We start from the raw sequence: 19321 nt of genomic DNA on the forward strand, positions 1-19321 counted from the left end.
CCATAAGGTGCGATAATCCGTCAATTCCCCGCATTCCAGGCATACCTCGATGGCTATTACGCTCAAAAACGAACACGATATCGCCGAGATGCGCGTCGCCTGCCGTCTCGCGAGCGAAGTGCTCGACTTCATCACGCCGCACGTCGTCGCGGGCATCACGACCGCCGAACTCGACCGCCTCTGCCACGAATTCATGCTCAACGAGCAGGGCACGATCCCCGCGCCGCTGAACTACCAGCCGCCCGGCTATCCGCCGTACCCGAAGGCCACCTGCATTTCGGTCAACGACGTGATCTGCCACGGCATTCCCGGCGAGAAGGTGGTCAAGAACGGCGATGCGCTGAACATCGACATCACCGTGATCAAGAACGGCTACTTCGGCGACACCAGCCGGATGTTCATCGTCGGCGAAGGCTCGATCCTCGCGAAGCGCCTCGTGCAGACCACCTACGAATGCATGTGGCTCGGCATCGACCAGGTCAAGCCCGGCGCGCACCTCGGCGACATCGGCTATGCAATCCAGAAGCACGCGGAAGCGCAGGGCTACAGCGTCGTGCGCGAGTACTGCGGCCATGGCATCGGCACGGTGTTTCACGAAGATCCGCAAGTCGTCCACTACGGCCGTCCGGGCACCGGCATCGAACTGAAGGCCGGGATGATCTTCACGATCGAGCCGATGATCAACGCCGGCAAGCGCGACATCCGCACGATGCCCGACCAGTGGACGGTCAAGACGCGCGACCGCAGCCTGTCCGCGCAGTGGGAGCATACGGTGCTCGTCACCGAAACCGGCTACGACGTGCTGACGGTATCGGCCGGCACGCCGGCGCGGCCCGTGTTCGCGCAGCCGGCCGCCGCCGTCTGAGCGCCGCCGCACCCGCCCGCCCCGCCCGCACCTGACCTGAACGGCCGCCCATGAGCGCTCACGCTGCCCCCTCGCCCGAAGCGCTGTCGCAGCGCGCCGAATTCAAGGCCGCCAAGACGGAGATGCTCGAGCGCTTTCGCCGCGCGGCGAACGTCGCGTCGCTGATGCACGCGCTGTCGAAACTCACCGACGATGCGCTGAAGCGCGTGTGGGACGAATGCGGGCTGCCCGCGACGCTCGCGCTCGTCGCCGTCGGCGGCTACGGGCGCGGCGAGCTCGCGCCCTATTCCGACGTCGACATCCTCGTGCTGCTGCCCGATGCGCACGACCCGGCGCTCGACGCGCGCATCGAGCGCTTCATCGGCATGGCCTGGGATCTCGGCCTCGAGATCGGCAGCAGCGTGCGCACGGTCGCGCAGTGCATCGAGGAGGCATCGCAGGACGTCACCGTGCAAACGTCGATGCTGGAAGCGCGCCGCATCGTCGGCAGCACCGCGCTGTTCGAGCGCTTCACGGTGCGCTACCACGAGGCGCTCGACGCGCGCGCGTTCTTCACCGCGAAGGTGCTCGAGATGCGCCAGCGCCACGCGAAGTTCCAGGACACGCCGTACAGCCTCGAGCCGAACGTGAAGGAAAGCCCCGGCGGGCTGCGCGACCTGCAGACGATCCTGTGGATCGCCCGCGCGGCGGGGTTCGGCAGCAGCTGGCGCGAACTCGACACGCGCGGCCTCATCACCGACCGCGAAGCGCGCGAGCTGCGCCGCAACGAAGGCTTCCTGAAAACGCTGCGCGCACGGCTGCACGTGATCGCCGGCCGTCGCCAGGACATGCTCGTGTTCGACCTGCAGACGCAGGCCGCCGAAAGCTTCGGCTACCAGCCGACGCAGGCCAAGCGTGCGAGCGAGCAGCTGATGCGCCGCTACTACTGGGCCGCGAAAGCCGTCACGCAGCTCGCGACGATCCTGATCCAGAACATCGAGGCGCAGCTCTTCCCCGCGACGAGCGGCATCACGCGCGTGCTGTCGCCCGACCGCTTCGTCGAGAAGCAGGGGATGCTCGAGATCGTCGACGACAGCGTGTTCGAACGCCATCCCGACGCGATCCTTGAAGCGTTCCTGCTGTACGAGACGACGCGCGGCGTGAAGGGCCTGTCGGCCCGCACGCTGCGCGCGCTGTACAACTCGCGCGAAATCATGAACAACACGTGGCGCCGCGATCCGCAGAACCGCCGCACGTTCATGCTGATCCTGCAGCAGCCCGAAGGCATCACGCACGCGTTCCGGCTGATGAACCAGACGAGCGTGCTCGGCCGCTACCTGCTGAATTTCCGCCGCATCGTCGGCCAGATGCAGCACGACCTGTACCACGTGTACACGGTCGACCAGCACATCCTGATGGTGCTGCGCAACATCCGCCGCTTCGCGGTGGCCGAACATGCGCACGAATACCCGTTCTGCAGCCAGCTGATCGGCAACTTCGAGCGCCCGTGGGTGCTGTATGTCGCCGCGCTGTTCCACGATATCGCGAAGGGCCGCGGCGGCGACCACTCGACGCTCGGGATGGCCGACGCGCGGCGCTTCTGCCGCGAGCACGGGATCGCCGGCGACGACGCGGCGCTGGTCGTGTGGCTCGTCCAGCATCACCTGACGATGAGCCAGGTCGCGCAGAAGCAGGACACGAGCGACCCGGAAGTGATCAAGCGCTTCGCCGAAGTCGTCGGCAACGAACGGTACCTCACCGCGCTGTACCTGCTGACCGTCGCCGATATTCGCGGCACGAGCCCGAAGGTATGGAACACGTGGAAGGGCAAGCTGCTCGAGGACCTGTACCGTATCACGCTCGCGGTGCTCGGCGGCGCGAACCCCGACGCGCATTCGGAACTGAAGTCGCGGCAGGAGCAGGCTCTCGCGCTGCTGCGCCTCGAGACGGTGCCCGACGATGCGCACCGCGCGCTGTGGGATCAGCTCGACGTCGGCTTCTTCCTGCGTCACGATGCGGCCGACATCGCGTGGCAGACGCGCGTGCTGTACCGGCACGTGAATGCCGAAACCGCGATCGTCCGCGCGCGGCCGTCGCCGATCGGCGACGCGCTGCAGGTGCTCGTGTACGTGAAGGACCGCCCCGACCTGTTCGCGGGCATCTGCGCGTATTTCGATCGCAACGGGCTGTCGGTGCTCGACGCGCGCGTCAGCACGACGCGGCACGGCTATGCGCTCGACAACTTCATCGTCACGCAGACCGAACGCGACGTGCGGTACCGCGACATCGCGAATCTCGTCGAACAGCAGCTCGCGACGCGGCTCGCCGAAACCGCACCGCTGCCGGAGCCGTCGAAGGGCCGCCTGTCGCGGCTGTCCCGGACGTTTCCGATCACGCCGCGTGTCGACCTGCGGGCCGACGAGCGCGGCCAGTACTACATCCTGTCCGTGTCGGCCAACGACCGGCCGGGCCTGCTCTATTCGATCGCGCGCGTACTCGCCGAGCATCAGATCGGCGTCCATGCGGCGCGGATCAATACGCTCGGCGAGCGCGTCGAAGACATCTTCCTGCTCGCGGGTGCCGGCTTGTCCGACAACCGCCTGCAGATCCAGCTCGAAACCGAATTGCTGCGAGCGATCGCAGTCTGAATGAATCCCAGCGTTTATGCGCACCAAATTAACCGTCAAGAATCCGAAGCCGGCGTCGCCGACCCGCGCCCCTGTCCGCTCCGGCAGCCTCGTCGCCCGCAAGGCGGTGCGCCCCGCTGCGCCGCCCGCAGGGGACAAGCCCGCGCGCCCGAAGAAGGCGTCCCCGGCAGCCGCCGGCGAACGCTCGTTCAAGCCCCGCGGTGCCGCAAGCGCCGAGCGCCCGGGCGCGGATCGCGCACCGGCCAAGCGCGCGCCGCGTGACGGCGGTGCCGAACGCGGCACGCGTGCGCCTTATCGCGACAACGCAACCGGCGAAGGCGCGAAGCGCAGCTTCGGCGACCGCCGTCCGTCGTCGGATCGCCCGCCGCGCCGCGACGACGATGCAAGGCCGCGTCGTGCAGGTGGCGAAGGCGGTGCACGTGCGCCGTATCGCGACAATGCATCCGGTGAAGGCGCCAAGCGCAGTTTCGGCGACCGTCGCACGTCGTCGGATCGTCCGCCGCGCCGTGACGACGATTCACGTCCGCGTCGCGCAGGTGGCGAAGGCGGCGCACGCCCGCCGTATCGCGACAACGCAGCCGGCGAAGGCGCAAAGCGCAGCTTCGGCGACCGCCGCACGTCGTCCGATCGCCCGCCGCGCCGTGATGATGATTCACGTCCGCGTCGCACAGGTGGCGAAGGCGGCCCGCGTGCGCCGTATCGCGACAATGCATCCGGTGAAGGCGCCAAGCGCAGCTTCGGCGACCGCCGCACGTCGTCCGATCGCCCGCCGCGTCGTGATGACGACGCACGTCCGCGTCGCGCAGGCGCCGACGACAAGCGCCCGTCCTATCGCGACAATGCAGCCGGCGAAGGCGCGAAGCGCAGCTTTGGCGACCGCCGCACGTCTTCCGATCGCCCGCCGCGTCGTGATGACGACGCACGTCCGCGCCGCGCAGGCGCCGACGACAAGCGCCCGTCCTATCGCGACAACGCAACCGGCGAAGGTGCGAAGCGCAGCTTCGGCGATCGCCGCACGTCGTCCGATCGCCCGCCGCGTCGTGATGACGACGCACGTCCGCGTCGCGCAGGCGCCGACGACAAGCGCCCGTCCTATCGCGACAATGCAGCCGGCGAAGGCGCGAAGCGCAGCTTTGGCGACCGCCGCACGTCTTCCGATCGCCCGCCGCGTCGTGTTGACGACGCCCGCCCGCGCCGCGCAGGCGCCGACGACGACAAGCGCCCGTCCTACCGCGACAAGGCAGCCGGCGAAGGCGCGAAGCGCAGCTTCAGCGACCGCCCGGCCCGCCCCGCAAGCGACGGCGAGCGCCGCACGTCCGGTGCGGTAAAGACCGCGCAACCGGTCAAGCGCCCGGCGGAAGACGTCGACTACGGTGACGAAACGGGCCTGGTGCGCCTGTCGAAACGGATGTCCGAGCTCGGCATGTGCTCGCGCCGTGAAGCCGACGAGTGGATCGAAAAAGGCTGGGTACTCGTCGACGGCGAACGCATCAACACGCTCGGCACCAAGGTCCGCGCCGACCAGAAGATCGAGATCGACGAACGCGCGAGCGCTGCGCAGGCCGCGCAAGTGACGATCCTGCTGCACAAGCCGGTCGGCTACGTGTCGGGCCAGGCGGAAGACGGCTACGAGCCGGCAGCCGTGCTGATCACGCGCGACAACCGCTGGAGCGGCGATCATTCGCCGGTGCGCTTCTCGCCGCAGCATCTGCATGCGCTCGCACCGGCCGGCCGACTCGACATCGACTCCACCGGCCTGCTCGTGCTGACGCAGAACGGCGTGGTCGCGAAGCAGCTGATCGGCGAGCAGTCCGACATCGACAAGGAATACCTGGTGCGCGTGCGCTTCGGCGAGCAGCTCATCGATATCGACAAGCACTTCCCGGCGGAATCGCTCGCGAAGCTGCGCCACGGCCTCGAGCTCGACGGCGTCGCACTGAAACCCGCGATGGTAAGCTGGCAGAACGGCGAGCAGCTGCGCTTCGTGCTGCGCGAAGGCAAGAAGCGCCAGATCCGCCGCATGTGCGAACTGGTCGGCCTCGACGTGATCGGCCTGAAGCGCGTGCGCATGGGCCGCGTGATGCTCGGCGCGCTGCCGCAGGGCCAATGGCGCTACCTGTCGGCCGACGAGACGTTCTGACCGCGGGCGCGCGACGTGCGCCACGCAATGAAAAAGCCCGCTTGCGCGGGCTTTTTTCTTTTCTGCGGAAAACCGGACGATCAGTCGTCGTCGGACGGGTCGAGCCCCGGGAACAGCACTTCGGTGAAGCCGAAGCGCGTGAAGTCGGTAATCCGCATCGGATACAGCTTGCCGATCAGGTGATCGTATTCGTGCTGGACCACGCGCGCATGGAACCCGTCGGCAATGCGATCGATCTTCTCGCCGAACTGGTCGAAACCGCTGTAACGCACCTTCGCGTAACGGCTCACGACGCCGCGCATGCCCGGCACCGACAGGCAGCCTTCCCAGCCCTCTTCCATGTCCGGCGGCATGTACTCGACCTTCGGATTGATCAGCACCGTCTCGGGCACCGGCGGCGCATCCGGGTAGCGGTTGTTGTTGCCGAAGCCGAAGATGATGATCTGCAGCCCGATGCCGATCTGCGGCGCGGCCAGCCCGGCGCCGTTCGCATGGTGCATCGTCTCGAACATGTCCGCGACGATCTCGTGCAGTTCGGGCGTATCGAACCGCTCGACCGGCTTGGCGATTTCAAGCAGGCGCGAATCGCCCATCTTCAGGATCTCGCGAATCATGGCGTATTGCCCTCCAGGAGTTGGTGCAGACCGTCTTCGTCCAGCACGGGGATGCCGAGTTCCTCGGCCTTCGCGAGCTTGCTGCCGGCTTCGGCGCCCGCGACCACGTAATCCGTCTTCTTCGATACCGAACCGGCCACTTTCGCGCCCGCCGCCTCGAGCATCTCCTTCGCGGCCTCGCGCGTGAGCGTCGGCAGCGTGCCCGTCAGCACGACCGTCTTGCCGGCCAGCACGCCCTGCGGCGCCTTCGGCGCGGGCGGCCCTTCCGGCCACGTGACCTTGCCCGGCGCGCGCAACTGCTCGATCACGGTCCGGTTGTGCTCTTCCGCGAAGAACTGGTGAAGCGACTCGGCAACGATCGGCCCGACGTCGTTGACTTCGAGCAACGCCTCGATCGACGCGTCCATGATCGGCGTCAGCGAGCCGAAATGCTTCGCGAGATCCTTCGCGGTCGATTCGCCGACGTGGCGGATGCCGAGCCCGTAGATGAAGCGCGCGAGCGTCGTGTGCTTCGCCTTCTCGAGCGAGTCGAGCAAATTCTGGGCGGACTTCTCGGCGAAGCGGTCGAGCTCGGCCAGCGTCGCGAACCCGAGATTGAACAGGTCGGCCGGCGTGCGCACGAGATTCAGGTCGACGAGCTGGTCGATGATCTTCTCGCCGAGCCCGTCGATGTCGAGCGCGCGGCGCTGCGCGAAGTGCCACAGTGCCTGCTTGCGCTGCGCCGGGCAGAACAGCCCGCCCGTGCAGCGCGCAATCGCCTCGTCCGGCAGGCGCTCGATCTTCGAGCCGCACACCGGGCATTCGGTCGGCATCACGAATTCGGCCGCGTCGGCCGGGCGCCGGTCGAGCAGCGCGCCGACGACCTCCGGGATCACGTCGCCCGCGCGGCGCACGATCACGGTGTCGCCGATCCGGATGTCCTTGCGGCGCACTTCGTCTTCGTTGTGCAGCGTCGCGTTGGTGACGGTCGCGCCGCCGACGAATACAGGCTCGAGGCGCGCGACCGGCGTGATCGCACCGGTGCGGCCGACCTGCACGTCGATCGCGACGAGCTTCGTCAGTGCTTCCTGTGCGGGAAACTTGTGTGCGAGCGCGAAGCGCGGCGCGCGCGACACGAAGCCGAGGCGCTCCTGCTCGTCGCGCCGGTTGACCTTGTAGACGACGCCGTCGATGTCGTACGGCAGCGATTCGCGCTTCTCGCCGACCTTGCGGAAGAAGTCGAGCAGGCCTTCGGCACCCTGCACGACCGCACGCTCGCGGTTCACGGGCAGGCCGAGCGACTCGTACCAGTCGAGCAGCGCGCTGTGCGTGTCGGGCATCGGCATCCCGTCGAGCACGCCGATCCCGTACGCGAAGAACGACAGCGGACGCTGCGCGGTGATCTTCGAGTCGAGCTGGCGCAAGCTGCCGGCCGCCGCGTTGCGCGGATTCGCGAATTCGCGCTGCTCGGCCGCACGCTGGCGTTCGTTCAGGCGTGCGAAATCGCGCTTGAACATCAGCACCTCGCCGCGCACGTCGAGCACGGCCGGCACGTTCCTGCCCTTCAGCTTCAGCGGAATCGAGCGGATCGTACGCACGTTCTCGGTGACGTCCTCGCCCGTCGTCCCGTCGCCGCGCGTCGATGCCTGTACGAACACGCCCTGCTCGTAGCGCAGCGAGATCGCCAGGCCGTCGAACTTCAGTTCGCAGGCATATTCGACGGGCTCCGTCACCGAGCCGGCGAGATCGGTCGTCTTGTCGAGTGCGTCGGCGACGCGCTTGTCGAACGCAACGATGTCCTCGTCGGCAAAGCCGTTGTTCAGCGACAGCATCGGCGCGTCGTGGACGACCGGCGTGAAACCGCCCGCCGCTTCGCCGCCCACGCGTTGCGTCGGCGAATCGGGCGTCACGAGTTCGGGATGGTCGGTTTCGAGCTGCTGCAGCTCGCGGAACAGCCGGTCGTACTCGGCGTCGGGCAGATCCGGCTGGTCGAGCACGTAGTAGGCGTAGTTCGCCCGCTCGAGTTGGTCGCGCAGCCACGCGGCGCGCGCGTCGGGCTGGCTGGCTGGCGGTTCGGCTTGGGTTCGGGCCATGCTGGCGGCAGATTCGTTCTGAGAAAATCGGATGCCCGATTATCTCAGTTTGACGCCGTGGCGGGGCACGCAATGCGTGCCCGACAAACGTGCTGCGGCGCACACGAAACGGCGTGCGCCGCGGCGACGAACGACGGTATCGAAGCCCGCCGTCCGCATCATCGTATTACTGGCTGAAGAGGCGGCGCGTGACCGGCGAACCGGCCGGGATGCCGGCTTCCTCGAGCTTCGCGTACAGCTTCATCAGCTGCTGCTCGATCGCGAGCAGCGTCGACTCCGGCAGCGGCCGGCGCGAATCGTCGACGACGCGTGCACCGATCCGCTCGGACAGCGACTTCGCGTAATCGCACATCAGCCGGAACGGCAGGATGTCCTCTTCGGCGACCGGCACGTCGAGCACCAGCGTGATCATGTTGCCGCCCTTGTACGTGAGGTCGTCACGCAGGAAATTCGTGTCGCCGAACTGCAGCATGAACACCGGATTCTGCTTCGCGTCGAGCTTCACGAAACGCGTGCCGTCGCGCGACAGCAGCAGCCCGTCCTGGGACGCGACCGCCTGCACGTAGTTCGCCGACCACGGTGCACCGTCCGACATCACGTTGATCGACAGCTGCGCATCGCACTGCGCGGCGAACGCGTCGAGCTCGCGCGCCATCGCGACCGTTTCCATCATGTCCGGGAATTCCGGCGCCCCGTCGATCGCGTCGGCGAACTGCTGGACACCCGTCACGAATTCGGAGAACTCGAGCTCGTTCAGCGCGCCGCTGCGGTTCGCGAGCTGCGCGGCCGCGCGCAGTTCGTCGTAGCGCACGCCGTTCTGCAGCAGCTCCCACTGGCCGCCTTCAGGCTTGCCTTCGATGTGCACGGGCTTGCTGCCCGCGCGGCGCAGCCGCTGCGCGGCCGGCAGGATCTTGTCGCCCGGCATCGGGCCGGCAAGGCGAATCGGCACGATGCAGTCGATCCGGCGATCGACGATCGCGGGCGGCGCCGACGAGATCGTCGTCGCAGCCGGCAGCACGGGTTCGGACGGCTCGGCCGCCGCCTCGTGCGCGGCGGCAGGCACGGCTTCCTCGCCGTCAGCCGCCTCGGTCGCTTCGGACGGCGTATCGACGCCGGTCGCCTCGGCCTGCAGATCAGCCGGCATGTCGGCCGGTGCCGCACCACCGAACGTCGGCTCGACGCGCGCGACTTCTGTCGGCGCGGCAGCAGCAGCCGCAACCGGTGCCGCAGGCTCGCGGCGCACCGGCTGACGCACCGGCTCGATGAACGGCAACTCTTCGTCGCGCTCGGGGCGATTCATCGCCTCGGCCGCTTCCTCCGGCATCGGACGCGGCATCCTGCGCCGCACTTTCGCGCCCTGCCACGCGTTGTAGACCACGACGCCGCCCACCACGACGGCGCCCGCGCCGATCAAACCGAGTGTCAACTCGTCCATGCACGCTCCATCAGCAATTCTTTTTCGTCGGGACCGCGAACGGGCGCCCATGCGCCGCGCGAACGCGATCCGGTTTCGTCAAACGTCAATTCTGGGCAAAACCCGCGGCGGTTTCCATGTCCACCGCAACGATCCGCGACACGCCCTGCTCCTGCATCGTCACGCCGATCAGTTGCTGCGCCATCTCCATCGCGATCTTGTTGTGCGAGATGAACAGGAACTGCGTCTTGTCGGACATCGCGCGCACGAGATTCGCGAAACGCTCGGTGTTCGCGTCGTCGAGCGGCGCGTCGACCTCGTCGAGCAGACAGAACGGCGCCGGGTTCAGCTGGAACATCGCGAACACCAGCGCGGTCGCGGTCAGTGCCTTCTCACCGCCCGACAGCAGGTGAATCGTCGCGTTCTTCTTGCCGGGCGGCTGCGCCATCACCTGCACGCCGGCATCGAGAATCTCGTCGCCCGTCATGATCAGCTTCGCCTGGCCGCCGCCGAACAGGCGCGGGAACAGGTCGCTGAAGTGGCGGTTGACCTCGTCGAAGGTACCCTGCAGCAGCGTGCGGGTTTCCTGGTCGATCTTGTGGATCGCGTCCTCGAGCGTCGTGATCGCGTCGATCAGGTCGGCCGACTGCGCGTCGAGGAACACCTTGCGCTCGCTCGCGGCCTTCAGCTCGTCGAGCGCGGCCATGTTCACCGGGCCGAGCGCGTTGATCGCGTTGTTCAGGCGCGTGACTTCGCCCTGCAGGTACGACGGCTTCAGGTCCGGCGTCAGCTTCTCGGACAGCGCGGCCTCGTCGACCTCGGCCGTCGCGAGCTGCTCGGCGAACTGCTCGACGGACAGGCGCGCGGCCTGCTCCTTCAGCTGCAATTCGGTGATGCGGTCGCGCAGCGGCTGCAGCGAACGCTCGGCCACGAGCCGCTGCTCGTCCGACGCGCGCAGCTTCGCGGTCAGGTCGTCGAGCTCGATCCGCGCGGCCTGCAACGCTTCTTCCTTCACCGCGCGAATCTCGAGTGCGTCCTGCAGGCCCGTGTGTGCGGTCTGCTCGTTGATCGTCTCGAGTTCGGCGCGTGCGTCCTCCAGCGACCCGGCGACGCGCTCGCTCTGCTCGTGCGCAACCTGGATGCTGCGCTTGAGCTCGTCGATCCGCGTCACCGCGTTGCGGGCGGCGAAGCGTGCGTCGTTCGCGCCGCGCTCCAGGTCGCGTGCTTCCTGGCGCGCCTGCGTCAGCGATTCGTCGAGCGATTCGAACGCGAGCTGGTTGTCCTCGAAGCGCGCCTGCAGCTCCGCGAGCTCGCCGTCGAAGCGCTCGAAATTCGCTTCCGACTCCGCGCGCAGCGCGCGCTGCTCTTCGATCTGCGCGCCGATTTCCTCGAGTTCCTCGCGGATCTGCGTGCTGCGCTGCGTGTAGCGTTCGTGCGCCTGCGCGAGCTTCAGCACGTCCATCTGCAACGCGTGCACGCGCTGCGTCGCACGTTCGGCCTGTGCGCGCACGTCGCCGAGCGCCTGCGTGGCCTGCGTGTGTGCGGCTTCCGCGCGCACGGTGGCGGTACGCGCCTCGTCGGCGAGCAGCGCCTGCGCACGCACCTGGCGCGTCAGGTTCTCGATTTCCTGCTGGCGGGCCAGCATCCCGGCCTGCTCCGAATCGGCGGCGTACAGCTGCACGCCGACACGCGTGACGACATGGCCTGCCTTGACGACGAACGCGCCGCCTGCCGGCAGCTGCGTGCGCGTCGCGAGCGCCTGGGCGACGTCGTCGGCGACGTACACGTTGCCGAGCCAGTCGTTCAGCACCGCGCGGATGCCCGCGTCGTCGATGCGCACGAGCGACAGCACGGGGCGCAGCCCGGCCACCGCGGCCGGCGGCTCACCGGCCGGCGGCGGCGCGTAGAACGCAAGCTTCGCGGGCGGCGCGTCGGTCGCGAACGCCTTCACCCAGTCGAGATTCGACACTTCGAGCGCGGCGAGGCGCTCGCGCAGCACGGCCTCGAGCGCCGCTTCCCAGCCGGCTTCGACGTGCAGCTTCTTCCACAGACGCGGCAGCGCGCCGAGCTCGTGCTTGTCGAGCCACGGCTGCACCTTGCCTTCGGTCTGCACGTTTTCCTGCAGCTGCTTCAGCGCGGCGAGACGCGCTTCGAGCTGATGGATCTGCGCGGCCTCGGCCTGCACGCGCTCCTGCGCGGCACGGCGTTCGCCGTCGAGACGCGGCACCGTTTCCTGCGCATCGGCGAGGCGCGCCTGCGCCTCGGCGAGGATCTCTTCCTGCTCGGCCAGCTGCATGCGCAGCTCTTCGAGCTGCGCCTCGTCCGGCGCGTCGAGCCCGCCCGCTTCGCCCTTCAGGCGCTCGTGGCGCTGCTGAAGCTGCTGGAGCTGCTGATCGGCGTTGCGCTGGTGAGCGGCTTCGAGCTTCAGCGACTGTTCGGTCTGCGCGATCCGCGCACGCTCGTCGTTGAGCTGCGCCTGCGCATCACGCCACTTCGCTTCGAGCGCCGGCAGCGCATCGTGCTTCGCGGCGGCGTTGTCCTCGGCGAGCGCGGCCTTCTCGTCGGCCATCGCGCGCGCCTCGTCGGCTTCCTCGAGCTCGTCCTGCGACTTCTCGGCCTGCGCACGCCATTGCTCGCGCTGCGCGTTCAGCGCGGCGATCTGCGCCTGCACGCGATTGCGCGATTCGACGATGAACTTGATCTCGGCTTCGAGGCGGCTCACCTCGGCATTCGCCTCGTACAGCGAACCCTGCGCGCCCTGCACCGCGTCGCTTGCCGAGTAGTGCGCAACACGCAGCGTTTCGAGCTGCGCCTCGACCTCGCGCAGCTTCGCCGTCTGCGCCTCCAGGTCGATCTGCGCCTGCTCGATCGCGCGCTGCTGCTTCTGCTGCTCGCCGGCGGCCTCGTTCTTGCGCAGCAGCCACAACAGGCGCTGCTTCTCCTCGCCGTCGGCGACGAGGTCCTTGTACTTGGTCGCGACGACGGCCTGCGCCTCGAGCTTCTCGAGGTTCGCACCGAGTTCGCGCACGATGTCCTCGACGCGCGTCAGGTTCTCGCGCGTGTCGTGCAGGCGGTTTTCGGTTTCGCGGCGGCGCTCCTTGTACTTCGACACGCCGGCGGCTTCCTCGAGGAACACGCGCAGCTCTTCCGGCTTCGCCTCGATGATCCGCGCGATCATGCCCTGCCCGATGATCGCGTATGCACGCGGCCCGAGGCCCGTGCCGAGGAAGATGTCCTGGATGTCGCGGCGGCGCGCCGGCAGGTTGTTGATGTAGTAGCTCGACGTGCCGTCGCGCGTCAGCACGCGCTTCACGGCGATCTCGCCGTACTGGCCCCACTGGCCGGCCGCGCGGCCGTCGGAGTTGTCGAAGATCAGCTCGACGCTGGCCCGGCTGCCGGGCTTGCGTGCGGTCGAGCCGTTGAAGATCACGTCCTGCATCGACTCGCCGCGCAGCTCGGACGCGCGCGACTCGCCGAGCACCCAGCGCACGGCATCGATGATGTTGGACTTGCCGCACCCGTTCGGGCCTACCACGCCGACAAGCTGGCCCGGAACCTGGAAATGCGTGGGATCGACGAAGGATTTGAAGCCAGCGAGTTTGATCGAGCTCAGACGCACGGCGGTATCGGATGTGAAGAAGGTGTGAAACGGACGGGGCCGCGCCGCGCAGGGCCGGACGGCCCATGCGCGCGATGCGCCCCGGAATTCAAAAACGGGGCCGCGCGCATACAGCGTTGGGCCCCGCAAACGGCTTCCATCATACCATCGCGCGTGCGCCGTCCCGACCGTCGCCGGGTTTGTCCGGTGCCGGCGCGGCGCGATGGACCCGGCTCGACAGCAGCGTCGCCAGCACGATGCACGCGCCGCCCGCCCATTCGCGCGCGGTCGGCAACTCGTTTGCGAACACCCACGCCGACAGCGCGGTGATCACGATCTCGAACAGCATGATGATCGACGCGCGGTTCGCCGGCACGCGCGCGAGGCCGTATTGCACGAGCAGGTTGTTCGCCGCCATCGTCACGCCGATCGCGGCGATGATCAGCGCGGCCGTCCCCAGCTGGCCGCCCGCCGACGCGGCCGGCAGCCCTTCGAACAGCGACGCGATCGCGCCGAACACGGCCGCGCCGCCGAACAGCGTCGCGGTGCGCATTTCCGCACGCATGTCGGGCAGCTCGCGGCTCGCCTTGATCACGAGTACGTTGCTCATCGCGAAGCTCAGCCCGGCCGCGAGGCCGGCCCATTCGGCCGGGTTCGCCGGCAGCGGCAAGCCGAGCTTCGGCGACCACAGCATCAGCATCGCGCCGCCGATCGACAGCGCCGCGAGCCCCGCGCCGGCCCAGGTCAGCCGTTCGCGCAGCAGGAAGTGCGCGTAGATCGCGGTCCAGGCCGGGGTCAGGTAGAACAGCAGCATCACGCGCAGCACCTCGCCGTGGATCGTGCCCCACACGAATCCGAGGTTCGTCACGCCTGCCGTCACCGCGATGCCCGGCAGCACCCAGTGCCAGCGCAGCGTCGCGATCGTGCGGTGCCGCGCGACGATCACGAACAGGAATGCCACGAGGCTCGTCAGCGCGCTCGCCAGCGTGCCCGTCACGCCGAGCGACGCGAGGATCCGCAACGGATACCAGATCAGGCCCCATACCGATGCGCCGATCAGGATGGCCAGCGTCGGCAGGCTGCCGCGTACCGCGTTATTCATTTGGTTCGATACCCTTTATTCGACCGGCCCGGCCGCCGCTCCGGCAGGCCGTGACCGCATTCCGTCACGCTATAATCATTCGCTGCGACCCGCGCGCCCCCGGCGCCCGTTCGCAGCCGCGCGGCACGCCCGCCGCTTCTTTCGCTCCAACCGGCCGCGATGGCCGCTTCGCCCGTGAACCCTCGACTCGACTCGCTCCAGCCCTATCCCTTCGAAAAGCTGCGCGCCCTGTTCAAGGACGTGACGCCTTCCGGCGACCTCAAACCGATCAGCTTCGGCATCGGCGAGCCCAAGCATGCGACCCCGGCGCTGATCCGCGACGCCGTGGTGGCCGCGCTCGACGGTCTCGCGTCGTACCCGGCCACGGCCGGCTCGGACGCGCTGCGCACGTCGATCGCGCACTGGCTCGAGCGTCGTTACGGGCTGCCGGCGATCGATCCGGCCACGCAGGTGCTGCCCGTGTCGGGTTCGCGCGAGGCGCTGTTCTCGCTCGCGCAGACCGTGATCGACGCGCGCCCGGCCGCACCGGGCGAGAAGGCGATCGTACTCTGTCCGAATCCTTTCTATCAAATTTACGAAGGCGCGGCGCTGCTGGCCGGTGCCGAACCCTATTTCGCGAACAGCGACCCGGCCCGCAACTTCGCGTGCGACTACGCGGCCGTGCCCGACGACGTGTGGGCGCGCACCCAGTTGCTGTACGTGTGCACGCCGGGCAACCCGACGGGCGCCGTGCTGACGCTCGACGACTGGCGCGAGCTGTTCGCGCTGTCCGACCGCCACGGCTTCGTGATCGCGTCCGACGAGTGCTACTCGGAAATCTATTTCGACGAAGCGGCGCCGCCGCTCGGCGGCCTCGAGGCCGCGCACCGCCTCGGCCGCGGCTTCGAGCGGCTCGTGATGCTGTCGAGCCTGTCGAAGCGCTCGAACGTGCCCGGCATGCGCTCGGGCTTCGTCGCCGGCGACCCGGCGCTGCTGAAACAATTCCTGCTGTACCGCACGTACCACGGCGCGGCCTTGTCGCCGGTCTGGCAGCACGCGAGCATCGCCGCGTGGAACGACGAGGCGCACGTGCGCGAGAATCGCGCGCTGTACCTGCAGAAGTTCAATACGGTCACGCCGATGCTCGCCGACGTGATCGACGTGAAACTGCCCGACGCCGCGTTCTACCTGTGGGCCAACGTGTCGCGCACTGGCCTGTCGGACACCGAGTTCGCCCGCCGCCTGTACGCCGACTATAATGTGACGGTTCTGCCCGGCTCGTACCTGGCGCGCGATGCGCACGGCACGAACCCGGGCCGCGATTTCATCCGGATCGCGCTCGTCGCGGGCACCCCCGAATGCGTCGAGGGCGCGCAACGCATCGTCGATTTCTGCCGGTCCCTCGCGCGGTAATCGTCCATCCCGATCAATTCCATCCATCTCCTGCGAAAACGAACATGTCGCAACAACTTCAGCAAATCATCGATACCGCCTGGGAAAACCGCGCCGAGCTGTCGCCGAAGGCCGCGCCCGCCGACGTCCGCGAGGCCGTCGCTCACGCGATCGAGCAACTCGACAAAGGTGCGCTGCGCGTCGCCGAGAAAATCGACGGCAACTGGACCGTGCACCAGTGGCTGAAGAAGGCCGTGCTGCTGTCGTTCCGCCTGGAGGACAACGCACCGATGCCGGCCGGCGGCTACTCGCAGTTCTACGACAAGGTACCGTCGAAGTTCGCGAACTACACGGCCGAAGATTTCGCCGCAGGCGGCTTCCGCGTCGTCCCGCCGGCCATCGCGCGCCGCGGCTCGTTCATCGCGAAGAACGTCGTGCTGATGCCGTCGTACACCAACATCGGCGCCTACGTCGACGAAGGCACGATGGTCGACACGTGGGCCACGGTCGGTTCGTGCGCGCAGATCGGCAAGAACGTGCACCTGTCGGGCGGCGTCGGCATCGGCGGCGTGCTCGAGCCGCTGCAGGCGAACCCGGTCATCATCGAAGACAACTGCTTCATCGGCGCGCGCTCGGAAGTCGTCGAAGGCGTGATCGTCGAGGAAAACTCGGTGATCTCGATGGGCGTGTACCTCGGCCAGAGCACGAAGATCTACGATCGCGAGACGGGCGAAGTCAGCTATGGCCGCATCCCGGCCGGCTCGGTCGTCGTCGCCGGCAACCTGCCGTCGAAGGACGGCTCGCACAGCCTGTACTGCGCGGTGATCGTCAAGAAGGTCGACGCGAAGACCCGCGCGAAGGTCGGCCTGAACGAGCTGCTGCGAGGCGACTGATGGCGAAGCCGCACACCGTGGTCGTCTACGGCATTCCGAACTGCGACACCGTGAAGAAGGCCCGCGTGTGGCTCGACGATCACGGCGTCGAGTTCGAGTTTCACGACTTCAAGAAGCTCGGCGTCAGCGCGCCGCTGATCGAAGACTGGCTGAAGGACGTGTCGCTCGACGCGCTCGTGAACAAGCGCGGCACCACGTGGCGCGGCCTGGACGACGCAATGAAGGCCGCCGCCGAAACGAAGACCGGCGCGGTCGCGCTGATGATCCACAAGCCGTCGGTCATCAAGCGCCCCGTGCTCGTCGTCAACGGCCGCGTGAAATCGCTCGGCTTCGTGGCCGATCAGTACGCGGCGCTGTTTGCCGCATAAGGCCGCCCGCGCTGCGCCTGTCGGCGCAGCCCGACGCCCTGTCGCTGCCGGCCACCGCGCCGGCATTTTTTATCGAAAGTGGTCCGAACCATGTCCGCCACCCTAGCCCTTACCGAACAGCTGATCGCCCGCGCGTCCGTGACGCCCGACGACCAGCACTGCCAGCAGATCATGACCGAGCGCCTCGCCGCGCTCGGCTTCGAATGCGAAACCATCGCGTCGCACGGCGTGACCAACCTGTGGGCCGTCAAGCGCGGCGCCGACGGCCGCGACGGCAAGCTGCTCGCGTTCGCGGGCCACACCGACGTCGTGCCGACCGGCCCGCTCGAGCAGTGGACCTCGCCGCCGTTCATTCCCGCCCACCGCGACGGCAAGCTGTACGGCCGCGGCGCGGCCGACATGAAAACGTCGCTCGCGGCGTTCGTCGTCGCATCCGAGGAATTCGTCGCGGCCCATCCCGGCCACCGCGGCACGATCGCGTTCCTGATCACGAGCGACGAGGAAGGCCCGGCCACCGACGGCACCGTGAAGGTCGTCGAACTGCTGCAGGCACGCGGCGAGCGCCTCGACTACTGCATCGTCGGCGAGCCGACGTCGACCGCGGCACTCGGTGACGTCGTCAAGAACGGCCGCCGCGGCTCGATGTCGGGCGAGCTGGTCGTCAAGGGCGTGCAGGGCCACATCGCGTATCCGCACCTCGCGAAGAACCCGATCCATCTGCTCGCACCGGCGCTCGCCGAGCTCGCCGCCGAACAATGGGACGAAGGCAACGAATACTTCCCGCCGACCACCTGGCAGGTGTCGAACCTGCACGCCGGCACCGGCGCGACCAACGTGATCCCCGGCCACGCCGACCTGCTGTTCAACTTCCGCTTCTCGACCGCGAGCACGGTCGAGGGCCTGCAGGCACGCGTGCACGCGATCCTCGACAAGCACGGCCTCGAATACACGCTGAAGTGGTCGGTCAGCGGGCTGCCGTTCCTCACGCCGCGCGGCGAACTGTCGGGCGCACTGGAGAACGCGATCCGTACGGAAACCGGCATCACGACCGAGCTGTCGACCACCGGCGGCACGTCGGACGGCCGCTTCATCGCGCGCATCTGCCCGCAGGTGATCGAGTTCGGCCCGCCGAACGGCAGCATCCACAAGATCGACGAGCACATCGAGGTGCGCTTCATCGACCCGCTGAAGAACGTGTACCGCCGCGTGCTCGAACAACTGATCGCCTGAGGGAGCCCTGCATGACGACACCTTTTGCCACTGTCCGCGACCTGCTGCGCTACGCGGTCACGCGCTTCTCGAAGGCGAAGCTCGCGTTCGGCCACGGTTCCGACAACGCGTACGACGAAGCAGCCTACCTGGTGCTGCACACGCTCGACCTGCCGCTCGACACGCTCGAGCCGTTCCTCGACGCGCGCCTGCTGCCCGACGAGATCGCGGCCGTGCTCGCGGTGATCGAACGGCGCGCGACCGACCGCGTGCCGGCCGCGTACCTCACGCATGAAGCGTGGATGCACGGCCACCGCTTCTACGTCGACGAGCGCGTGATCGTGCCGCGCTCGTTCATCGGCGAGTTGCTCGACGACGGACTGCAGCCGTACGTCGCCGATCCCGAGCAGGTCGGCGCGGTGCTCGAACTGTGCACCGGCTCCGGCTGCCTCGCGATCCTGGCGGCGAGCGCATTCCCGAACGCCGAGATCGACGCGGTCGACCTGTCGGACAAGGCGCTCGAAGTGGCCGAGATCAACGTGCGCGACTACGGCCTCGAAGACCGCGTCGGGTTGCACCGCGGCGACCTCTACGCGCCGCTGCCCGCATTCCGCACCGACGCCGACTCGCGCTACGACGTGATCCTGACGAACCCGCCTTACGTCAACGCATCGTCGATGGCCGCGCTGCCGCCCGAATACCGGCACGAGCCGGAGATGGCGCTCGCCGGCGGCGACGACGGGATGGACATCGTGCGACGCATCGTCGCCGACGCGCACCGCTGGCTGCACGACGACGGCGTGCTTGTCGTCGAGATCGGCAACGAGCGCGAGAACGTCGAGGCGGCGCTCGGCGGCCTCGAACTCACGTGGCTGCCCACCAGCGCAGGCGACGATGCCGTGTTCCTGATCCAGGCATCGGACCTGCCGCGCAAGGCCTGAGCGTTTCCGGCCCGCCAACCGTGCGGCGCACCATTGCGCCGCACGGTTGGGTAAGATGCGCGTAGGCGGCCACCCGGCCGCCCGACCTCAGGAGTCCGTCACGCGCC

13 protein-coding genes are annotated in these 19321 nt (G+C 68.2%); 8 read left to right on the forward strand and 5 right to left on the reverse strand.

What is annotated here, in order from left to right; translation table 11 throughout:
• Positions 1–49: 49 nt before the first annotated feature.
• Genes map through AC5LXK_RS10765 form a run of 3 tightly spaced genes read left to right on the forward strand, consistent with a single transcriptional unit; the run spans position 50 to position 5632 of the window.
• Complete coding sequence (map, locus tag AC5LXK_RS10755; RefSeq protein WP_174941365.1) at positions 50–865, forward strand: type I methionyl aminopeptidase; 816 nt, start codon at positions 50–52, stop codon at positions 863–865.
• Positions 866–915: 50 nt separating this feature from the next.
• The gene (locus AC5LXK_RS10760; protein ID WP_493388820.1) at positions 916–3492 is read left to right on the forward strand and encodes a [protein-PII] uridylyltransferase; all 2577 of its coding nucleotides are present in this window, start codon (positions 916–918) and stop codon (positions 3490–3492) included.
• Between the two features lie 16 nt (positions 3493–3508).
• Entirely contained in the window at positions 3509–5632 is a 2124-nt protein-coding gene (locus AC5LXK_RS10765) for a pseudouridine synthase (protein WP_493388821.1), read from the forward strand.
• Positions 5633–5712: 80 nt separating this feature from the next.
• Here the strand turns inward: AC5LXK_RS10765 and def are convergent, their stop codons facing one another.
• The 5 genes from def to AC5LXK_RS10790 all read right to left on the reverse strand — a co-directional run bounded on the left by def (position 5713) and on the right by AC5LXK_RS10790 (position 14432).
• Positions 5713–6246: a peptide deformylase gene (def, locus tag AC5LXK_RS10770; RefSeq protein WP_493388822.1), complete on the reverse strand. Its 534-nt coding sequence runs from the start codon at positions 6244–6246 to the stop codon at positions 5713–5715.
• Complete coding sequence (gene ligA / locus AC5LXK_RS10775; protein ID WP_493388823.1) at positions 6243–8318, reverse strand: NAD-dependent DNA ligase LigA; 2076 nt, start codon at positions 8316–8318, stop codon at positions 6243–6245. The genes def and ligA overlap by 4 nt, the downstream gene beginning before the upstream one ends.
• A 166-nt stretch (positions 8319–8484) precedes the next feature.
• Complete coding sequence (locus AC5LXK_RS10780) at positions 8485–9753, reverse strand: cell division protein ZipA C-terminal FtsZ-binding domain-containing protein (RefSeq protein WP_493388824.1); 1269 nt, start codon at positions 9751–9753, stop codon at positions 8485–8487.
• Positions 9754–9838: 85 nt separating this feature from the next.
• A complete protein-coding gene (gene smc / locus AC5LXK_RS10785) occupies positions 9839–13351 on the reverse strand; it encodes a chromosome segregation protein SMC (RefSeq protein ID WP_493388825.1) in 3513 nt (1170 codons plus the stop codon).
• A gap of 139 nt (positions 13352–13490) precedes the next feature.
• Positions 13491–14432, reverse strand: a complete 942-nt coding sequence (locus AC5LXK_RS10790; RefSeq protein ID WP_493388826.1) for a DMT family transporter — start codon at positions 14430–14432, stop codon at positions 13491–13493.
• A 159-nt stretch (positions 14433–14591) separates the two neighbouring features.
• Between AC5LXK_RS10790 and dapC the strand changes: the two genes are divergently transcribed.
• The 5 genes from dapC (at position 14592) to prmB (ending at position 19214) form a co-directional block, all read left to right on the forward strand.
• On the forward strand, positions 14592–15824 hold the full coding sequence (gene dapC, locus AC5LXK_RS10795; RefSeq protein ID WP_493388827.1) for a succinyldiaminopimelate transaminase: 1233 nt from the start codon (positions 14592–14594) through the stop codon (positions 15822–15824).
• Positions 15825–15868: 44 nt separating this feature from the next.
• Positions 15869–16696: a 2,3,4,5-tetrahydropyridine-2,6-dicarboxylate N-succinyltransferase gene (dapD, locus tag AC5LXK_RS10800; protein WP_006478479.1), complete on the forward strand. Its 828-nt coding sequence runs from the start codon at positions 15869–15871 to the stop codon at positions 16694–16696.
• Complete coding sequence (locus tag AC5LXK_RS10805) at positions 16696–17064, forward strand: ArsC family reductase (RefSeq protein WP_006478478.1); 369 nt, start codon at positions 16696–16698, stop codon at positions 17062–17064. Before dapD ends, AC5LXK_RS10805 begins: the two co-directional genes overlap by 1 nt.
• 90 nt (positions 17065–17154) lie before the next feature.
• Complete coding sequence (gene dapE, locus AC5LXK_RS10810; protein WP_493388828.1) at positions 17155–18294, forward strand: succinyl-diaminopimelate desuccinylase; 1140 nt, start codon at positions 17155–17157, stop codon at positions 18292–18294.
• An 11-nt stretch (positions 18295–18305) separates the two neighbouring features.
• Positions 18306–19214 (forward strand): 50S ribosomal protein L3 N(5)-glutamine methyltransferase, encoded by a 909-nt coding sequence (prmB, locus tag AC5LXK_RS10815; protein ID WP_493388829.1) that lies wholly within the window; start codon positions 18306–18308, stop codon positions 19212–19214.
• Positions 19215–19321 lie beyond the last annotated feature (107 nt).

The organism is Burkholderia pulmonis (assembly GCF_984667975.1).